The sequence below is a fragment of the Streptomyces sp. NPDC104309 genome (genome assembly GCF_055584025.1).
The window spans coordinates 73,263-87,957 of record NZ_JBVJMV010000029.1; the positions used below are offsets into that span (position 1 = coordinate 73,263).

Annotated in this window: 14 protein-coding genes; 6 read left to right on the forward strand and 8 right to left on the reverse strand. The window is 70.8% G+C overall.

What is annotated here, in order from left to right:
• Positions 1 to 43: 43 nt before the first annotated feature.
• The gene (locus ACZ68L_RS32340) at positions 44 to 235 is read right to left on the reverse strand and encodes a DUF6381 family protein (RefSeq protein ID WP_469584059.1); all 192 of its coding nucleotides are present in this window, start codon (positions 233 to 235) and stop codon (positions 44 to 46) included.
• Positions 236 to 367: 132 nt separating this feature from the next.
• Here ACZ68L_RS32340 and ACZ68L_RS32345 point away from each other — a divergent pair, with 132 nt between their 5' ends.
• A complete protein-coding gene (locus ACZ68L_RS32345) occupies positions 368 to 1,063 on the forward strand; it encodes a ribonuclease H family protein (RefSeq protein ID WP_469584062.1) in 696 nt (231 codons plus the stop codon).
• A gap of 205 nt (positions 1,064 to 1,268) precedes the next feature.
• Positions 1,269 to 2,000 carry a CDP-alcohol phosphatidyltransferase family protein gene (locus tag ACZ68L_RS32350; protein ID WP_469584066.1) on the forward strand — a complete coding sequence of 244 codons (732 nt, stop codon included), beginning with the start codon at positions 1,269 to 1,271 and terminating at the stop codon, positions 1,998 to 2,000.
• Here ACZ68L_RS32350 and ACZ68L_RS32355 read toward each other — a convergent pair.
• Positions 1,966 to 2,415, reverse strand: a complete 450-nt coding sequence (locus ACZ68L_RS32355) for an FAD synthase family protein (RefSeq protein WP_469584068.1) — start codon at positions 2,413 to 2,415, stop codon at positions 1,966 to 1,968. The genes ACZ68L_RS32350 and ACZ68L_RS32355 overlap by 35 nt on opposite strands.
• 211 nt (positions 2,416 to 2,626) lie before the next feature.
• Between ACZ68L_RS32355 and ACZ68L_RS32360 the strand changes: the two genes are divergently transcribed.
• Genes ACZ68L_RS32360 through ACZ68L_RS32370 form a run of 3 tightly spaced genes read left to right on the forward strand, consistent with a single transcriptional unit; the run spans position 2,627 to position 6,821 of the window.
• On the forward strand, positions 2,627 to 3,892 hold the full coding sequence (locus ACZ68L_RS32360) for a glycosyltransferase (protein ID WP_469584071.1): 1,266 nt from the start codon (positions 2,627 to 2,629) through the stop codon (positions 3,890 to 3,892).
• Positions 3,889 to 5,580: a P-loop NTPase family protein gene (locus ACZ68L_RS32365; protein ID WP_469584073.1), complete on the forward strand. Its 1,692-nt coding sequence runs from the start codon at positions 3,889 to 3,891 to the stop codon at positions 5,578 to 5,580. The genes ACZ68L_RS32360 and ACZ68L_RS32365 overlap by 4 nt, the downstream gene beginning before the upstream one ends.
• Positions 5,577 to 6,821, forward strand: coding sequence for an MATE family efflux transporter (locus ACZ68L_RS32370; RefSeq protein ID WP_469584076.1), 1,245 nt, complete (start codon positions 5,577 to 5,579; stop codon positions 6,819 to 6,821). Before ACZ68L_RS32365 ends, ACZ68L_RS32370 begins: the two co-directional genes overlap by 4 nt.
• Here the strand turns inward: ACZ68L_RS32370 and ACZ68L_RS32375 are convergent.
• On the reverse strand, positions 6,790 to 8,298 hold the full coding sequence (locus ACZ68L_RS32375; RefSeq protein ID WP_469584080.1) for a hypothetical protein: 1,509 nt from the start codon (positions 8,296 to 8,298) through the stop codon (positions 6,790 to 6,792). The two genes, ACZ68L_RS32370 and ACZ68L_RS32375, sit on opposite strands and share 32 nt — an antisense overlap.
• A 104-nt stretch (positions 8,299 to 8,402) precedes the next feature.
• On the opposite strand from ACZ68L_RS32375, the gene ACZ68L_RS32380 reads away from it, so the two are divergent.
• Positions 8,403 to 9,572: a glycosyltransferase gene (locus ACZ68L_RS32380; RefSeq protein ID WP_469584083.1), complete on the forward strand. Its 1,170-nt coding sequence runs from the start codon at positions 8,403 to 8,405 to the stop codon at positions 9,570 to 9,572.
• A gap of 1 nt (position 9,573) precedes the next feature.
• Here ACZ68L_RS32380 and ACZ68L_RS32385 read toward each other — a convergent pair whose 3' ends face one another.
• Genes ACZ68L_RS32385 through gmd form a run of 5 tightly spaced genes read right to left on the reverse strand, consistent with a single transcriptional unit; the run spans position 9,574 to position 14,663 of the window.
• Positions 9,574 to 10,401, reverse strand: coding sequence for a glycosyltransferase family 2 protein (locus tag ACZ68L_RS32385; RefSeq protein WP_469584085.1), 828 nt, complete (start codon positions 10,399 to 10,401; stop codon positions 9,574 to 9,576).
• The gene (locus ACZ68L_RS32390) at positions 10,398 to 11,087 is read right to left on the reverse strand and encodes a hypothetical protein (protein ID WP_469584088.1); all 690 of its coding nucleotides are present in this window, start codon (positions 11,085 to 11,087) and stop codon (positions 10,398 to 10,400) included. Before ACZ68L_RS32390 ends, ACZ68L_RS32385 begins: the two co-directional genes overlap by 4 nt.
• Positions 11,084 to 13,345: a LamG-like jellyroll fold domain-containing protein gene (locus ACZ68L_RS32395; RefSeq protein WP_469584091.1), complete on the reverse strand. Its 2,262-nt coding sequence runs from the start codon at positions 13,343 to 13,345 to the stop codon at positions 11,084 to 11,086. Before ACZ68L_RS32395 ends, ACZ68L_RS32390 begins: the two co-directional genes overlap by 4 nt.
• Complete coding sequence (locus tag ACZ68L_RS32400) at positions 13,342 to 13,653, reverse strand: hypothetical protein (RefSeq protein ID WP_469584094.1); 312 nt, start codon at positions 13,651 to 13,653, stop codon at positions 13,342 to 13,344. The genes ACZ68L_RS32395 and ACZ68L_RS32400 overlap by 4 nt, the downstream gene beginning before the upstream one ends.
• Positions 13,650 to 14,663 carry a GDP-mannose 4,6-dehydratase gene (gene gmd, locus ACZ68L_RS32405; RefSeq protein WP_469584097.1) on the reverse strand — a complete coding sequence of 338 codons (1,014 nt, stop codon included), beginning with the start codon at positions 14,661 to 14,663 and terminating at the stop codon, positions 13,650 to 13,652. Before gmd ends, ACZ68L_RS32400 begins: the two co-directional genes overlap by 4 nt.
• Between the last annotated feature and the right edge of the window lie 32 nt (positions 14,664 to 14,695).

The following is a 14,695-nucleotide window of genomic DNA, read 5'->3' on the forward strand; positions in this document are numbered from 1 at the left end:
GTGAGACAGGTACTACGTGAGGCGGGTGCTGCGTGCGAAGGTGCTACTTGGGCGGGCGGATGTTCCCGCCACCCATGTTGCCCTGCTGCTCACTCTGCTCCTGCAGCTTCCGGGCCTTCTCCTGAAGCCGCTGGCGCTGCTCAGGGTCAGTGGTGCGCTCCGCGGCCTCGGTCATGTGCCGGGCCTTGTCGCGCAGCTCCTGCGCACGGTCACCGGATTCACGTGCAACGCTCATCATCGCTCCTTGTGCGGTTGGGAAGAGCGGGCTCCATCAGAGAACCAGTGCCGTCGCGTCACCGCACCTCGAATCGTCACTCAGTGTCACGGTGTGCGGGAGGGGCGGTGCGGCGCTGGCATGATCAAGGGCATGAACGAGAGCATCATCGCCGCGTGTGACGGGGCATCGAAGGGTAATCCGGGGCCTGCCGCCTGGGCGTGGGTCGTGGCCGACGCGCAGGGGCGTCCGGAGCGCTGGGAAGCGGGACCGCTGGGGACCGCCACCAACAACGTCGCCGAACTCACGGCACTGCGTGAGCTGTTGGAGTCCACGGACCCCTCCGTGGTGATCGAGGTGCGGATGGACTCGCAGTACGCGATGAACGCCGTGACCAAGTGGCTGCCCGGGTGGAAGCGCAACGGCTGGAAGACCTCGGCCGGCAAGCCCGTGGCCAACCGCGACCTGGTGGCCGGGATCGAGGCCCTGCTGACCGGCCGGGCCGTGAACTTCGTTTACGTGCCCGCCCACCAGGTCGACGGGGACCCGCTCAACGCCCTCGCCGACCAGGCGGCCAGCGAGGCCGCGGTGGCACAGCGGCCGGCCGGTACCGCGCACGGCTCCGCGCAGCTCCCGACGCCCGCCCCCGCGCGGGCGACCGAAGGACGGGGCAAGGGCGCCCTGGTGAAGAGAGCAGGGGGCTCGGCACGCCCCGCACGCTCCGGCGGCACCATCCGGGCCAAGTTCGCCGGTCGCTGCCACTGCGGAAAGCCTTATGCGGCACAGGAGATGATCGCCAAGAACCCGAAGGGCTGGGGCCACCCGGAGTGCCGCACCGCGCCCGCCTGAGCCGCGGCCCCCACCCGGGCTCGTACGGACGGTGCGGCCGGTTCGGGCCGGGCGGGGCCTTCGGGCCGGGTGGGGCCGGGTCGCGGACGGGAGCGGGCGAGTGGCCACGCGCATGCGGGCCCGCATGCCATGATGCGGCTCCGACGGCGGCGTCCGCGGCGCACCGCCGACGCCGCCGGGGATACAGGGACACGCTGGGGGGCGGATGGAAAGCACAGCCACGGTTCTGCGCGAATTGCGCGGTGCGCAGAAGACGGCCAAGGGGGTGTCGCTGTACTCGCGGTACGTGAACCGCCCGGCCGGGCGGGTGTTCGCGGCAGGTGCGTACCGCATAGGACTGACACCCAATCAAGTCACCCTGTTCAGTGCGGCATTCACCTTCGCGGCCATTGCCTCGGTGGCACTCGTCCGGCCGTCCTGGGGGCTCGCGGTCACGGTGTACGCGGGTCTGGTCGTCGGCTTCGCCCTCGATTCGGCCGACGGCCAGCTGGCCAGGCTGACCGGCCGGGGAGGCCCGGACGGCGAGTGGCTGGACCATGTCGTGGACTGCGCCAAGATGATCCTCGTACACACCGCTGTGCTGATCTCGTTCCAGCGGTTCTCCGTTCTGCCGTCCGACGGCTGGCTGCTCCTGCCGCTGGGCTTCCTGTTCACCGCCGTGCTGACCTTCTGCGCGGGGCTGCTGCGCGAACAGCTGGGCAGGGCGGGCGCACGGCCCGCACCGGGCGACGGCGCCCCGGCCCCGGTGTCCCGGGTGCGTGCCGTGGCCCTGCTGCCCGCCGACTACGGAGTGTTCTGCCTGGTGTTCCTGCTGCTCGGCGACCGGACCGCGTTCCGCGTCGGCTACGCCGCGCTCGCCGTCGTGCACGCGCTGTTCCTCGTGGCGTTCCTCGTCAAGTGGTTCAGGGAGCTGAAAGCGCTCCGGACGGCGGACTGACGAGGGCGTCCAGTGCCCGGCGCAGCTGGGTGCTGGACGTGTGCACGGTGTACGGGAAGTAGACCACCTCGACGCCGACCTCGGCGAAGTCGTGCTCCAGCCGCCGGCCTTTCTCCGTGTCCCGCCAGTCGTCCCCCTTGAAGATGACGTCGAACCTGACCTGCTGCCAGGTCTCGACCTTGTCGGGCACGGTCTCGACGAACGCGGCATCCACATGGCGGACGCTGCGCACGATCTCCAGCCGCTCCGGCAGCGGAATCACCGGTCTGTGGCCCTTGGCGAGCGCGGCCATCTCGTCCGAGACGACTCCCGCGACGAGGTAGTCGCACTGGCTGCGGGCATGCCGCAGGATGTTGAGGTGCCCTATGTGGAACAGGTCGTAGACCCCCGGCGCGTAGCCGACCCTGTGCACCATCCGTTCTCTCCCCCCACGGTGAACGTGATGTCCGTGTCCCTGGGCAGTTGTCCGGACATGGCATCCGGTGCCGCGGGATATCGGTATCGGTGTTGATGGTGCAACGACCTTACTGTGAAGACCACTTGCGCATCTCGTGAACGGATAAGCTCGCTTTTGGGGCTGTTCCTTGGGGGGAACACAGAATGTTCCGGGGGGAAGGCGAGCGTCCATGTTCGATGCCGATCGTCACAAGCCGTTCGAAGGCCGCACGCTGCTGGTCGTCTCGACGAACTACGCGCCGGAGCTGACGGGCATCGGCCCGTACGCCGCGCAGCTCGCCGAGCACTGGGCCGCGTCCGGGGCCGACACCCATGTACTGACCGGCATGCCGCACTACCCGTCCTGGCGGACCGAGGCGGAGTACCGGGGCGTATGGCGGGCCGTCGAGACGCGGGCGGGGGTCACCGTCCACCGGCGAAGACACCATGTGCCGTCCCGGCAGACCGCTCTGCGCAGGGCCGCGTTCGAGGCCACCGTGCTCGGTCACGGGCTGCTGGCGCCGCCCGTCTCGCGTCCGCCGGACGTGGTGATCTCGCAGATGCCCAGCCTCGCGGGCGGGGTCGTCGGAGCCTGGCTGGCACGCCGCCACCGGGTCCCGTACATACCGGTCGTACAGGATCTGATGGGTGCGGCCGCCGCGCAGAGCGGAATCCGGGGAGGCGGCCGGGCGGCGGCCGTCGCCTCGGCGGCCGAACGGTACGCGCTGCGCGGCGCCGCCCTCGTCGGAGTCATCCACGAGACCTTCGTCCCGCGCGTCACCGCGTACGGCGTGGACCCCGGCCGCATTCGTACCGTCCCGAACTGGTCGCACGTCCGGGCCCCTTCGGCCGACCGCGCCGGCACGCGGGCCAGGCTCGGCTGGAGCGAGGGCACTCCCGTGGTCCTGCACTCCGGGAACATGGGGCTCAAACAAGGGCTGGAGGTCCTCGTCGACGCGGCCCGGCTCGCGCCGGAAATCCGCGTCGTGCTGATGGGGGACGGGAACCAGCGCGAGGCGCTGCTGGGGCGCGCGGCGGGTCTGCGCAACCTCGACTTCCTGCCGCCGGCCGGCGCCGACGAGTTCACGGACGTCCTCGCCGCCGCCGATGTGCTCGCGGTGACCCAGCGGGCGTCCGTGCTCGACATGAGCGTCCCCTCCAAACTCACCTCGTACTTCGTCTCGGGCCGGCCCGTCGTGGCCTCGGTCGCCGACGGGGGAGGGACGGCCCAGGAGGTGCACCGGTCCGGCGCCGGGATCCTCGTCGCGCCGGAGGACCCCGCCGCGCTGCTGTCGGCCGTACGCAAGCTCGTCGAAGCGCCGGCCGGGGCGGACGCGCTCGGCGCCAACGGGCCGCGGTACGTCGCACGTCACCTGAGCCGGGAGGCGGGCCTGGCCCGCTTCGACGCACTGCTCACCGAGGTCCTCGCCGACGTACAAGGGAGACCACACCGATGACCCAGCCCATTCGCACCCTGGAGGACCAGGACGAACCCGCCCTGCTGCGGGACCAGTTCCGCCAGCTCCTGCGCTACCGGGCACTGCTCGCCTCCGGCGTGGTCCTCGGGCTGCTCGGCGGCGGCTGGCTCGCTCTGAGCGGCGAGGACAGCTACACGTCGACGGGCGAGGTGGTCGTGCGCTCCGCCGCCTCGGACCCCTTCGCCGCGGGCGCCTCCGCCGACAAGGGCATCAACATCGGCTCCGAGCGGCAGACCGCGGTCAGCGACATCGTGGGCACCCTGGCCGTCGGTGCCCTGGCCCGGCACGGCGACAGCGTGGAGGTCGGGACACTGCTGTCCGGGCTCCAGGTCACGAACCCGCCGAACACCCTCGTGCTCCGTTTCTCGTACACCGGCCGCACCCCCGCCCTGGCGAAGGCGCGGGCCGAGGCGCTCGCCGACGCCTATCTGGAGATCCGCAGACAGCGCACCGAGGACAGCATCGCCAACATGGTCGACGGCTACCGCGCCCAGCTGAAACCGCTCACCGAGCAGCGCGACCAGCTGGCGGAGCAGGCCGTCGGCAGCAACGACGTCACCAGCGCACGGGCCAACCTCGTCGTCTCGATCTCCGAACTCAGCAGGAAGATCTCGGAGTTGCGTGCCCTGGACACCACTCCCGGCTACCTGACGAAGAAGCCCGTGGCGCCCACGAAGCCCACCGGCGCGGGGCTTCCCCTGCTGCTGGGACTCGGCGGAGTCGTCGGGCTGGCGCTGGGGCTGCTGCTGTCCTGGGTGCGCCTGGTCTTCGACCCGGCCGTGCGCTCCACCCGGGAACTGGTCCGTTCCCTCGGAGCCCCGCTGCTCGGCACCCTGCCCAGGGAGCGGGCGGCCGCGGGCACGCTGCTCGCCATCGGGCGGAGCGGGAGCCGGCTGGCCGAGGAGTACCGGGCGGTCGCCTTCCGGCTCGCCTACGACCCGTCGTTCGCCCAGCGCCGCAGACTCCTGGTCACGGCCCCGCGCGGGGACAGCGCCGCGGCGGCCGCCGCGGCGGTCAACCTGGCCGCGGCCTTCGCCGAGATGGGACGCGACGTACTCCTGGTCGAAGCCGATCTGCGTACCCCCTCACTGGCCAGGGACCTCGGCCCGGCCGTGCAGGGCGCCCGGCCGCGCTGGGCGACGGAGGGTGAGCAGGCCTGGCCGTCGGACAGCCGAATGAACGTGGATGTACCCGGGTCGGGCGCCTTCACCCTGATAGCGGGCCGGCGCACGGACAATGTGCCGCGCGCCCTCACCTCCGCGCCCGTCGGACGGATCGTCGCCGAGGGCGACCGGCCGGACGCCGTCGTCATCGTGCTCGCCCCGCCCGTGCTGTCGTTCGCGGACGCCGTCGCGCTGATCGACCGGGTGGAGGGCGTCGTCGTGGTCTGCGATCCGCGCGAGGTGCACCGCAGCGACCTGGAACGGATCCGCGAGATCATCGAGGCGGCCGGTGGAACGGTGCTCGGCGCCCTGCTGCACCCCGGCCGCAGCCGCCACGAGCGCAGGGCCCGCAAGAAGGCGGGCAAGCGCCGCGCGGGCGGTGGCCGGTCCGGCTCCGCGCCCGGCCGGGGCGGCGGGGACGGCCGCGGTGACCCCGGGCACACCGGCGACCCGACGGAGACGCTGGGCCTGCGCACCTTCGACTCCACCGCGGGACACAGATGAAGGCACGTACCGCGATCGTCTGTTCGGTCGCGGACCAGGGCGTGGCGGCGCTGACCAACATCCTGGTACTGGTGGCGGCCGCCCGCCTCTCCACCGTGGCCGACTTCGCCCGCTTCTCGGCGGTCTATCTCGTCTTCACGGTGCTCCTGGGCGTCTTCGGCGCCTACACCGGGCAGCCGCTCGTGCTGCGGCGCGGCGAGCGAGACGAGGTGGGCGGCGCGTGCCGGTCGGCGGTCGCCTTCACCCTGCTCGCCGCGTCCGCGCTCGGCGCCCTGCTCGCCGCCGTGTGTCTGCCGCTCCCGGGGGCCACCGCACGCGCCCTGATGACGCTGGGACTCGTCCTGCCGGTGGTCCTCGGACAGGACACCATGCGCTACGCCTTCTCCACCCTGCAACTGCCACACCTGGCGCTGGGCGGCGATGTGCTCAGACTGGCCTGCGTACTGGGCGCGTTGGCCATGCAGCCGGATGGCGCTCCGGCGGCCCGGCTCGTCGCCGTCTGGGGCCTGTCCGCGCTGCCCGCCCTGCTGCTGTCGGCCGCCCTGCTGCACCGCAGGGTGGCCGGTACACCGCTGCGGTTGAAGGCCCTGCTGCGAAAGGGGCACCTGGGACGGCGCTTCGTGGTCGAGTTCGGGGTCGGCAACGCCACCAGCCAACTCTCCGTGCTCGGACTCGGTGCGGTCGGCAACCCACTGGTGGTCGGGGCCCTGCGCGGCGCGACCACGCTCTTCGGGCCGCTGAACGTGCTGTTCACCTCGACCACCGGCTTCGGCCCGCCGCTGCTCGGACGGCTCTCCTGCGAACGGCGCCGGGTACGCGCCACGGCGACGCTCGCCGCCGTACTGGCGCTGACCGCGGGGGCCTGGGCCACGGCACTCGCCCTGCTGCCCGACGGAATCGGCCGCCACCTGCTCGGCGACACCTGGCCCACGGCGGCCGCCCTGCTCCCGGCGACCGGCAGCCAGTACGCGGCCATGGCCGTCGGGACCTGCGGACTGCTGGCGCTCCGGATGCTCGACCCGCGCACCACTCTCTCCATCCAGGTGGTCTTCTCGCTCGCCGCCGTCGCCTTCCTCACCTGCGGCTACGCGTTGGGTGGGGTGCCGGGTGCGGCCTGGGGCCTGTGCCTGGGGTCCGTCTGCAAGGCGGTGGCCACCTGGACCCGGGTCGCCCGGCTGAGACGCCGCAGCGCCGTGGCACAGGCGCCCGTCAGTGCGAGCGCCGTCCGCTCCGGTTCCTGAAGCTCGAGACCAGCAGCAGACAGAGCGCCCCGATCGCCAGCTTCCCGACGGACTGCAGCAGTGGCCCGCGCAACAGAATGAAGGTGTACCCGGCGATCAGTGGAGCGGCGACGGCCAGCACGCTGCCGGGGCCGTCCCGGGAGACGGCGCGGGCATAGCGCCGGTCGGTGCGCGCGGCGGCGTATCCGATGAGCGCGAGCGCGCCGACCATGCCCGGGGCACCGAAGTCGACCCAGAGCTCGGTCCACAGCGGTGCCGACAGGTTGGTCATGTTCATCCCCATCCACTGCCCGACGCGCACCCCCGTGTCCTCCGGTTTGCCGCTCCACACCGATCGGGGCACGAAGAAGAGGGCGGAGCCCGCCAGTTGGCGTCCGTACGTGTGGCCGCGCGTGTCGACCCAGGTGATGGTGTTGGCGAACATCACCGTCTGGTCGTAGTCCTTGGTGGCCAGCGGCTCGAAGGCCGACGACGAGTCCACCGGACGGTACCCGGCGCTGTCGTAGCGGAACCGGTCCGCGTAGGGGAACAGCACCAGTGCCCCGACCACGCCCATGGCCAGTACCGACCGGTACATCGCCGCGCTGCTCGGGAACGCCGTGAACAGCAGCGAGATCAGCACGGTCAGGAACCAGTAACGGGCGTTGGAGACGGGGTTGTTGACGATGACGTTGAGGACCAGCAGCGCACACCAGACCAGCACCGTCGAGGGGGAGCGCCGGGCCCTGCGCGAGGTCACCAGGCGACGGGTGCAGAAGAGCAGCCCGAGCAGCGCGGGCACTGTGCCGAAGCCCTTGAGGAAGGCCGATCCCACATTGGACTGGCTCGACGTCACGCCGCTGACCGCGACCGAGGCGCTGATCTCCTGACGGCTGGTGAAGAAGATGGCGGGCCCGCCGAGCTTCAGGACGTAGTAGCCGCTCGCCGCGAACGCGAGCAGCACCAGCAGCCTGAGCCGCCCCCGGTGCGCGGTCGCCGGACCGCTCCCCGAGCGAGCGGTGGTCCGGCGGCGCAGTGGACGCCGGGACGCCAGCAGCGCCCCGAGGTCGAACGCGGCGCACCCCACCAGGATCAGCGCGATGGCCGTCACCAGATCCGACCGGGGCCCGACCATCGGGGTCGGGGTCTGGCCGATGACCACTTGCGCGAAGGGCGCCACGCCCATCGCGATGTACACGAACATCCAGAAGACGCCCTGCAGCAGACGCCGCCGGGTGGACAGAATCATCGTGGCGAGCCGGGCACCGGCGTAGCAGGTCAGCACGAGCTGTAGCCAGTACGCGGTGTCCCGGACGCCCGTACCCGGCTGCGCGGCGATCACCGCGGGCAGGAAACAGACCAGCCCGAGAATGAGCGGCACGGCCAGGGCGCGCGACAGCATGGCCCACGACATGGGCTTCGCCGGCGGCCGGACCGGGTCGTGCGGGCCGTGCTCCGCTACGGGGGCGGTCGGCGCCGCCCCGTGCACGGACGTCATGTGCTCCCCGTTCCGTGGACCTGTGAACACTCTAACGAATCAACCCACTTGGGGGGTTTGGATGACTAGTCTGTAAAAGGTCGGCCGAGGTTGAGGGGAACCTGGTGAAGATCCTGCACGTCGTCACATTGCACACCCCGGATCACGCGTTCGGCGGCCCGACCAGGGTGGCGCTCAACCTGTCGAAGGTCCAGCGGGCCGGAGGCGACGACGCCCGCATCATGGCACTGGGCGACGGCTTCGAAGGGTCACTGCCGCGCGAGGTCGAGGGAGTACCCGTCCATCTCTTCCGGGCCCGGCATGTGCTCCCCGTGTTCGAGGTCAGCGGAATCACCTCCGGCGCGCTGCTGCTCGCCGCCCGCCGCATGATGCGCGGCGCCGATCTCGTCCATGTCCATCTGATGCGTGACCTGGTGACGCTCCCCGTCGCACTGCTCGCGCTGGCTTCCGGCACACCGCTGGTCGTCCAGACGCACGGCATGGTGGACCCGACCGAGAAGCGGGTCGCGCAGCTGACCGATCTGCTCGGGGTGCGCAAGGTGCTGCGCGAGGCCGACGCCGTACTGCATCTCACCGAAACGGAACGACTCGATGTGAACGCCGTCGCCGCGCCGGTCGCGTTGACCCGCACCGTACGGCTGGTCAACGGGGTGAAGCCGCAGGAGCCGCGGCCCGCCCGTACGCCGGGGCGGCCACCGACCGTCCTCTTCCTGGCCCGGATCCAGGAGCGCAAGCGCCCGGAGGACTTCGTCGCCGCGATGCCGACGGTCCTGGCCGAGCACCCGGACGCCCGGTTCGTGCTGGCCGGACCAGACACCGGAGCGCTGTCCGCCACGCTGGAACTCGCCCGCGGACTAGGGGTGATGGCATCCCTCGACCAGGTGGGACCGCTCGGCCATGAAGAGGTGCTGGCAGCGGGACGGCGGGCCGATGTGTACGTACTGCCGTCGATCGAGGAGCCCCTCGGTGTCTCCGTCCTCGAAGCGATGTCCGTCGGCACACCCGTCGTCATCACCCGCACCTGTGGTCTCGGCCCCGATGTGGCGCGGGCCGGGGCGGGCCGGGTGATCGACAGCCGGGTCGGCGAGGACGGGGACAACGCCCTCAAGGTCGCCCGCGCGGTGCTGGAACTCCTCGAACCCGAGGCCAACGCACAGGCCGGCAAAGCCGCCTGGGACCTGGTCAATGAGCACTTCACCATCGACGTCGTGACCCGGACCCTCCGGCGGACCTACGAGGACGTGGTCCGCCGGAGGGGCCGTCGGCCGGCCTGAGTCACACGGTCTTTCCCTCACGGGACTTCAGCGCGATCTGCCAGCGGTAGAAGCTCATCGCCAGGGCGAAGTCGAGCCCCGCCCGTCCGTCGAGGAAGCCCCGTCGGTACACGTACATGTACGCGAACGACACCAGGGGCTTGAAGGGCGCCTTGTGGAACAGCTGCCCCTGGCGGGACTTCACCCTGCGCACCTGCTCCTTGACCTCCGGATGCTGTTCCAGCCATGCCTCCCAGTCCGAGTAGCGGTTGTGCCGCTCGAACCAGGCGGTCACCGGGTCGAGATCCTGATGCTCGATCGGATGGCGGAGCGAGCCGACCGACTCGGCGACCGGCTGGTAGTGGCCCTCGACCTCGCCGATGCCCGGCGCCTCCAGATCACCCACCTCCGGGTAGTGACAGCGGGTGCGATCGGTCAGCGACCGCTTGCGGATGGTGTAGCCGTGCCGCAGCCGCTTCCCGGAGAACCAGTAGCCCAGCGGAATGTCGTACGCCGCCGGCCTCGGCGCCCCGGGATCGGCGAAGATCTGCCGCAGTTCGGCCAGCAGACCGGGACTGAGCCGCTCGTCGCCGTCGAGCAGCAGAATCCAGTCCAGGTCCGTGCGGACATGGTCCAGGCACCACTGCTTCTTGCGCGGATGACCGCCGTCCCACGTGTACGTGATCACCTCGGCCCCGCATTCCTCGGCGATCTTCGCCGTGTCGTCCGTACTGTGCGAGTCGACGACGACCACCGCCTCGAAGTGGCCGAGCACCGACGTGACCGCCTCGGCGATGTTGAGCCCCTCGTTCTTCGTGGGGATCGCCACGGCTATCGGCAGCTTGCTCATCCAAGGTCTCCTTCCGGCAGCCAGGCGTAGCAGCCTGTGGAGGTGAAGGCACGAGCCGCCTTCGGGACGGTGATCCCGGTCCGCTTCCCGGAGGAGCCCGACGCCAGGGTCCTGCCGTTCGCCCCGGTGATCTGCCAGGTGCAGCTCTCGGTGGGAGTGACGTCGTGGTATCGGCCCGGCCGGACCCGCTCGCCCTCGTACGCGCCGTCGGCGTACCCCCGTGAGGCCTCCCGCACCAGGTCGCCGTGGCGGGGGCAGAGTTGCGCGACGGCGGGCTCCGCGTCGGCGATCTCGCCCGTCACGATCGCACCGACCGCCGTGTCCCGGTCGACCTTCACGAGGTACGTCAGCCTGTCGCAGGTCTCCTGACCGGTCTGGAGCACCGCCGCCGGATCCATCCCCTTGGGAACCCGGTCGACGAGGTACTCCTTCTGCTTCTTGGTGAACGTGCCGGTGGCCGGGGTGAGTTCATCGGTGGGCAGTCTGGGCGGTTCGCTCGTGCGCCGTGCCGGGGGGCCGCTGGACGCGGTGGCCCCGGGGCCGGCCGAAGAGGCGGTGACGGGGGTCCGGCCGGACGGGGGCCCGGCGCCGTTCGCCTCCTCGTGCCCCTCGGGGGACGAGCCGCAGGCGGCCAGCGCCGCCGTCAGTACGACGACGGCGGCACCGGCCAGGAACGGATACCTCATCCACCCGTCCTCAGGGCGTAGTGGGCACTGACCTGCGAGCTGCTCAGCGCGGTCGGGTAGACGGCGGTCTCGTCGACCTGCCCCGCGAAGAAGTTGCTCGTCGGCCGGCTGGGCCAGTTGTTCAGGTTGTCCCCGCCGACCCGCCAGTAGCCGCTGTAGTCCTCGTTGGTGGTGTACAGGGCGCTGGAGGCGCGCAGCTGCCCGTCCACGTACAGGGCCATGCCGCTTGTGCCCTGAGTGGCGACGACATGGTGCCAGGCGCCGTCGTTGTAGGCGGTGGGAGCGGTGATGGTCCTGGTGCCGCCGCTGTAGACGCCGAAGACCAGCTGGCCGTCGTCGCGCATGTACACCTGCTTGTCGTACCTGGTGCTGTTCTGCATGGTCACGTTGCCGAAGCCGATGATCTTCCCTCCCTTGGTCGTCGTCGTTCTGATCCAGGTCTCGACGGAGAATCTGGTGGGCTGCGGGTGAAGCTTGTTGCTGTAGGCGTACTGGGTCGTTCCGTTGAAGCCGATCGCGGTCGAGGGACCCGCGACCGCCGCCGGAGTCTGCCGGTAGGCGGGGGAGTTGCGCAGGAATCCGTTGTCCCGTCCGCCGCCGGCGTCGGCTGCGAAGGTCGACGTGCCTTCGTCGTACCGCCAGTACAGCGACGCGCCGTCGGCCAGCACCCTGGCGGGGTACTTCTCGGCGGTGGACGCCACGGTGGCGGAGAGAGCGGGCGACTTGGCGCTGGTGTTGGTGCCGTCGCTCGCGCTGATCCGGTACGAGTGGGTCTCGCCCGGGGCCACGTCCGTATCGGTCCACCTCAGCTGCGGCCGGTCCCAGAACAGCGAGTATCCGGTCGTGGTGTACACCGGGGTGCTCGCACCGTCCTTGTAGATCCGGTAGGTGAGTTCCCCGTCGTCGGCGTCGAAGCTCGCCTGCCAGTTGACCTCCACCTTGCCCGGGGCGACCGTGGACAGGCTGACGTTCGGCACCCAGGGCGCCCCGGTGTCCGGACCGTCGGCGAACCGCGTCAGGCCCTGCTGGCGGGCACCGTTGACGGTGGTGAACTCGCCGCCCACCCACAGGTAGTGGTGGCCGCCCTTGTCGGTCTGCGCCATCACCCGCGGCCCGACCGGCTCCCCGATGCCGTCATTGGTGTCCGGGAACCACGGGAGCAGTTTCGGATCGTCGACCGACTGGGCCAGCAGGTGCTTGCGCGGCTGGTCCGGGAACTCGCCCATGCTGGAGCAGTCGTGCGCGTGACTCCCGCTGTACAGAACCCCGTTGTGTACCAGGACGGCCTGTGTGGCACCCAGGCAGGTGTCCCGCCAACGCTGCTCGAAGTTGCTCAGGTTCAGCGCGATCCGGCCGTCGAAGACACCGCCTCCGGTGCCTTCGTTGGCGGTGTAGAAGCCGGTGGCGTCCGTGGCCAGGTCCTGCACCGTGGAGGTGTTCGGAATGAAGCCGGCCGGGTAGCTCTTGACGACGGCCCCGGTGGTGGCGTCCACGACGGCCAGCGCGTGCGACGTGGTGCCGTTGACGGTGAAGAAGTCGCCGCCGAGCAGTGCGTGCCTGCCGTCGGGCGTCAGCTCCAGGGCCCTGCCCACCTCGTCGGTGTTGGCCTTCCACGGCTTCAGCGCGGCGCCGGTGGTGACCGCGGCGAACTTGTTCCGGGTCTGCCCCGCCACGGTGTTGAAGTCACCGCCCAGATAGACGGTGTCCGCCGTGACGGCCAGCGCCCGCACCGTCGCGGAGACGGAGAACTTGAAGTCCTGGCGCGGGGTGCAGGTCGCGGTGTCGATCGCGGCGATATTGCTCACCCCGACGCCGCTCACCGCCCCGAACTGCCCACCGACGTAAAGTGTCTTCTGATCCGGGGAGAGTGCGAGCGCCCGTACGGTCGCTGTTCCCGAAGACAGCGTGAACGACAGGCTGCAGCCGGTCGGCACACCGGTCGCGGCGTCGAACGCGGCGAAGTTCACCGCGGGCTGCTCGGAGGTACCGGCGTCCGCGCCCGGCGGCCGGACGGTGGAGAAGGTGCCGCCGGCGTAGACGACACCGGCGTCCGACGCGGCCATCGACCAGACAATGCCGTTGGTCTGCCAGGTGGTGAGATCGTCCGCGGTCAGCGAGACCGGCGGGGTGAGGGCCGCGGCCGGGGAGCCCCCGGACGTGGCGGCGGTCAGTGCGCCGGCGAGCAGGCAGAGCGCGGCGGCCACGGCCCGTGCCCGGCCGTGTCCGGTGGGTCTGCGCCCCGTACTTCCGTTCATCATTCAGCTCCGAAGGTGAGAACGAGCTGCGGCCGGAAGGCCGCGGTTGCTGCCTCGTCCGGCCGACGGCGAAGACGCTTTGTCCCGCTGTCGGCGAGGGCGAGTGAGTGGTCCGGGACCGGGGTCCGGACCGGTGCGGACGCGCTCGGATCCACCGGACGGCCGGTGGAGGAGACCGAGGAGGCGTCCGTGATGGTCCCCGGCACGGTCGTGGGGTGCGACGGCCGGGTGCTGTGGGGGAGCGCCGGACCGGGCCACGCGAGGGTGACCGGCACGGCGGTGCCGCGGTGGAAGGCGGCCGGACGGTTCATCGGTCCACCCGTACGGCTGCTCCGGCGAGTTGGTCGGACAGCTGGCGGATGTCCGCCTCGACCATGATCCTGGCGAGCTCCCGCGCCCTCACCGCCGGTTTCCAGCCGAGGAGTTCCTCGGCCTTGGCGGCGTCACCGATCAGCGCGTCGACCTCGCTGGGACGCTCGTACTTGGCGTCGTAGCGCACATGCTCCTGCCAGTCCAGCCCCGCGTGGGCGAAGGCGTACTCCAGGAACTGCCGGACGCTGACCCCCTCGCCGGTGGCCACCACGTAGTCGTCCGGACTGTCGCACTGCAGCATCCGCCACATCGCGTCGACGTACTCGGGGGCGTAGCCCCAGTCACGCACGGCGTCGAGGTTGCCCAGGTGGAGGTGGGTCTGGAGACCCGCCTTGATCCTGGCCACCCCACGCGTGATCTTCCGGGTCACGAAGGTCTCGCCGCGGCGCGGGGACTCGTGATTGAAGAGGATCCCGTTGACCGCGAACATCCCGTACGCCTCACGGTAGTTGACGGTCGCCCAGTACGAGTAGACCTTGGCGACGCTGTACGGGCTGCGCGGATGGAACGGGGTCTTCTCGTTCTGCGGCGGCGGGGTCGCGCCGAACATCTCCGACGACGACGCCTGATAGACACGGGTGTCGATACCGCTCGCCCGGACGGCCTCCAGCAGCCGGATGGTGCCGAGCCCCGTGATGTCGCCGGTGTACAGCGGTGCATCGAAGGAGACCCGGACGTGCGACTGCGCACCCAGGTTGTAGACCTCGTCGGGCCGGATGTCACGCAGCAGGTTCACCAGCGCGACCCCGTCGGCGAGGTCGGCGTGGTGCAGGACGAAGGATCTGTTCTCTTCGTCCGGGCCCTGGTAGATGTGATCGATCCGCTCGGTGTTGAAGCTCGACGAGCGGCGTATCAGTCCATGGACCGTGTACCCCTTGTCGAGCAGCAGCTCGGACAGGTACGAACCGTCCTGTCCGGTCACGCCGGTGATGAGCGCGGTCTTCGCCACGACTCCCCCCTCCTGTGGTCGCCTGAAAGGCT

Bases quoted from the DNA above. Each gene is read 5' to 3' on its own strand.
- ACZ68L_RS32355 (WP_469584068.1), bottom strand. From the start codon at position 2,415: ATGGTGCACAGGGTCGGCTACGCGCCGGGGGTCTACGACCTGTTCCAC.
- ACZ68L_RS32340 (WP_469584059.1), bottom strand. From the start codon at position 235: ATGAGCGTTGCACGTGAATCCGGTGACCGTGCGCAGGAGCTGCGCGAC.
- ACZ68L_RS32395 (WP_469584091.1), bottom strand. From the start codon at position 13,345: ATGATGAACGGAAGTACGGGGCGCAGACCCACCGGACACGGCCGGGCA.
- ACZ68L_RS32370 (WP_469584076.1), top strand. From the start codon at position 5,577: ATGAAGGCACGTACCGCGATCGTCTGTTCGGTCGCGGACCAGGGCGTG.
- ACZ68L_RS32390 (WP_469584088.1), bottom strand. From the start codon at position 11,087: ATGAGGTATCCGTTCCTGGCCGGTGCCGCCGTCGTCGTACTGACGGCG.
- ACZ68L_RS32375 (WP_469584080.1), bottom strand. From the start codon at position 8,298: ATGACGTCCGTGCACGGGGCGGCGCCGACCGCCCCCGTAGCGGAGCAC.
- ACZ68L_RS32350 (WP_469584066.1), top strand. From the start codon at position 1,269: ATGGAAAGCACAGCCACGGTTCTGCGCGAATTGCGCGGTGCGCAGAAG.
- ACZ68L_RS32385 (WP_469584085.1), bottom strand. From the start codon at position 10,401: ATGAGCAAGCTGCCGATAGCCGTGGCGATCCCCACGAAGAACGAGGGG.
- ACZ68L_RS32345 (WP_469584062.1), top strand. From the start codon at position 368: ATGAACGAGAGCATCATCGCCGCGTGTGACGGGGCATCGAAGGGTAAT.
- ACZ68L_RS32400 (WP_469584094.1), bottom strand. From the start codon at position 13,653: ATGAACCGTCCGGCCGCCTTCCACCGCGGCACCGCCGTGCCGGTCACC.
- ACZ68L_RS32360 (WP_469584071.1), top strand. From the start codon at position 2,627: ATGTTCGATGCCGATCGTCACAAGCCGTTCGAAGGCCGCACGCTGCTG.
- ACZ68L_RS32365 (WP_469584073.1), top strand. From the start codon at position 3,889: ATGACCCAGCCCATTCGCACCCTGGAGGACCAGGACGAACCCGCCCTG.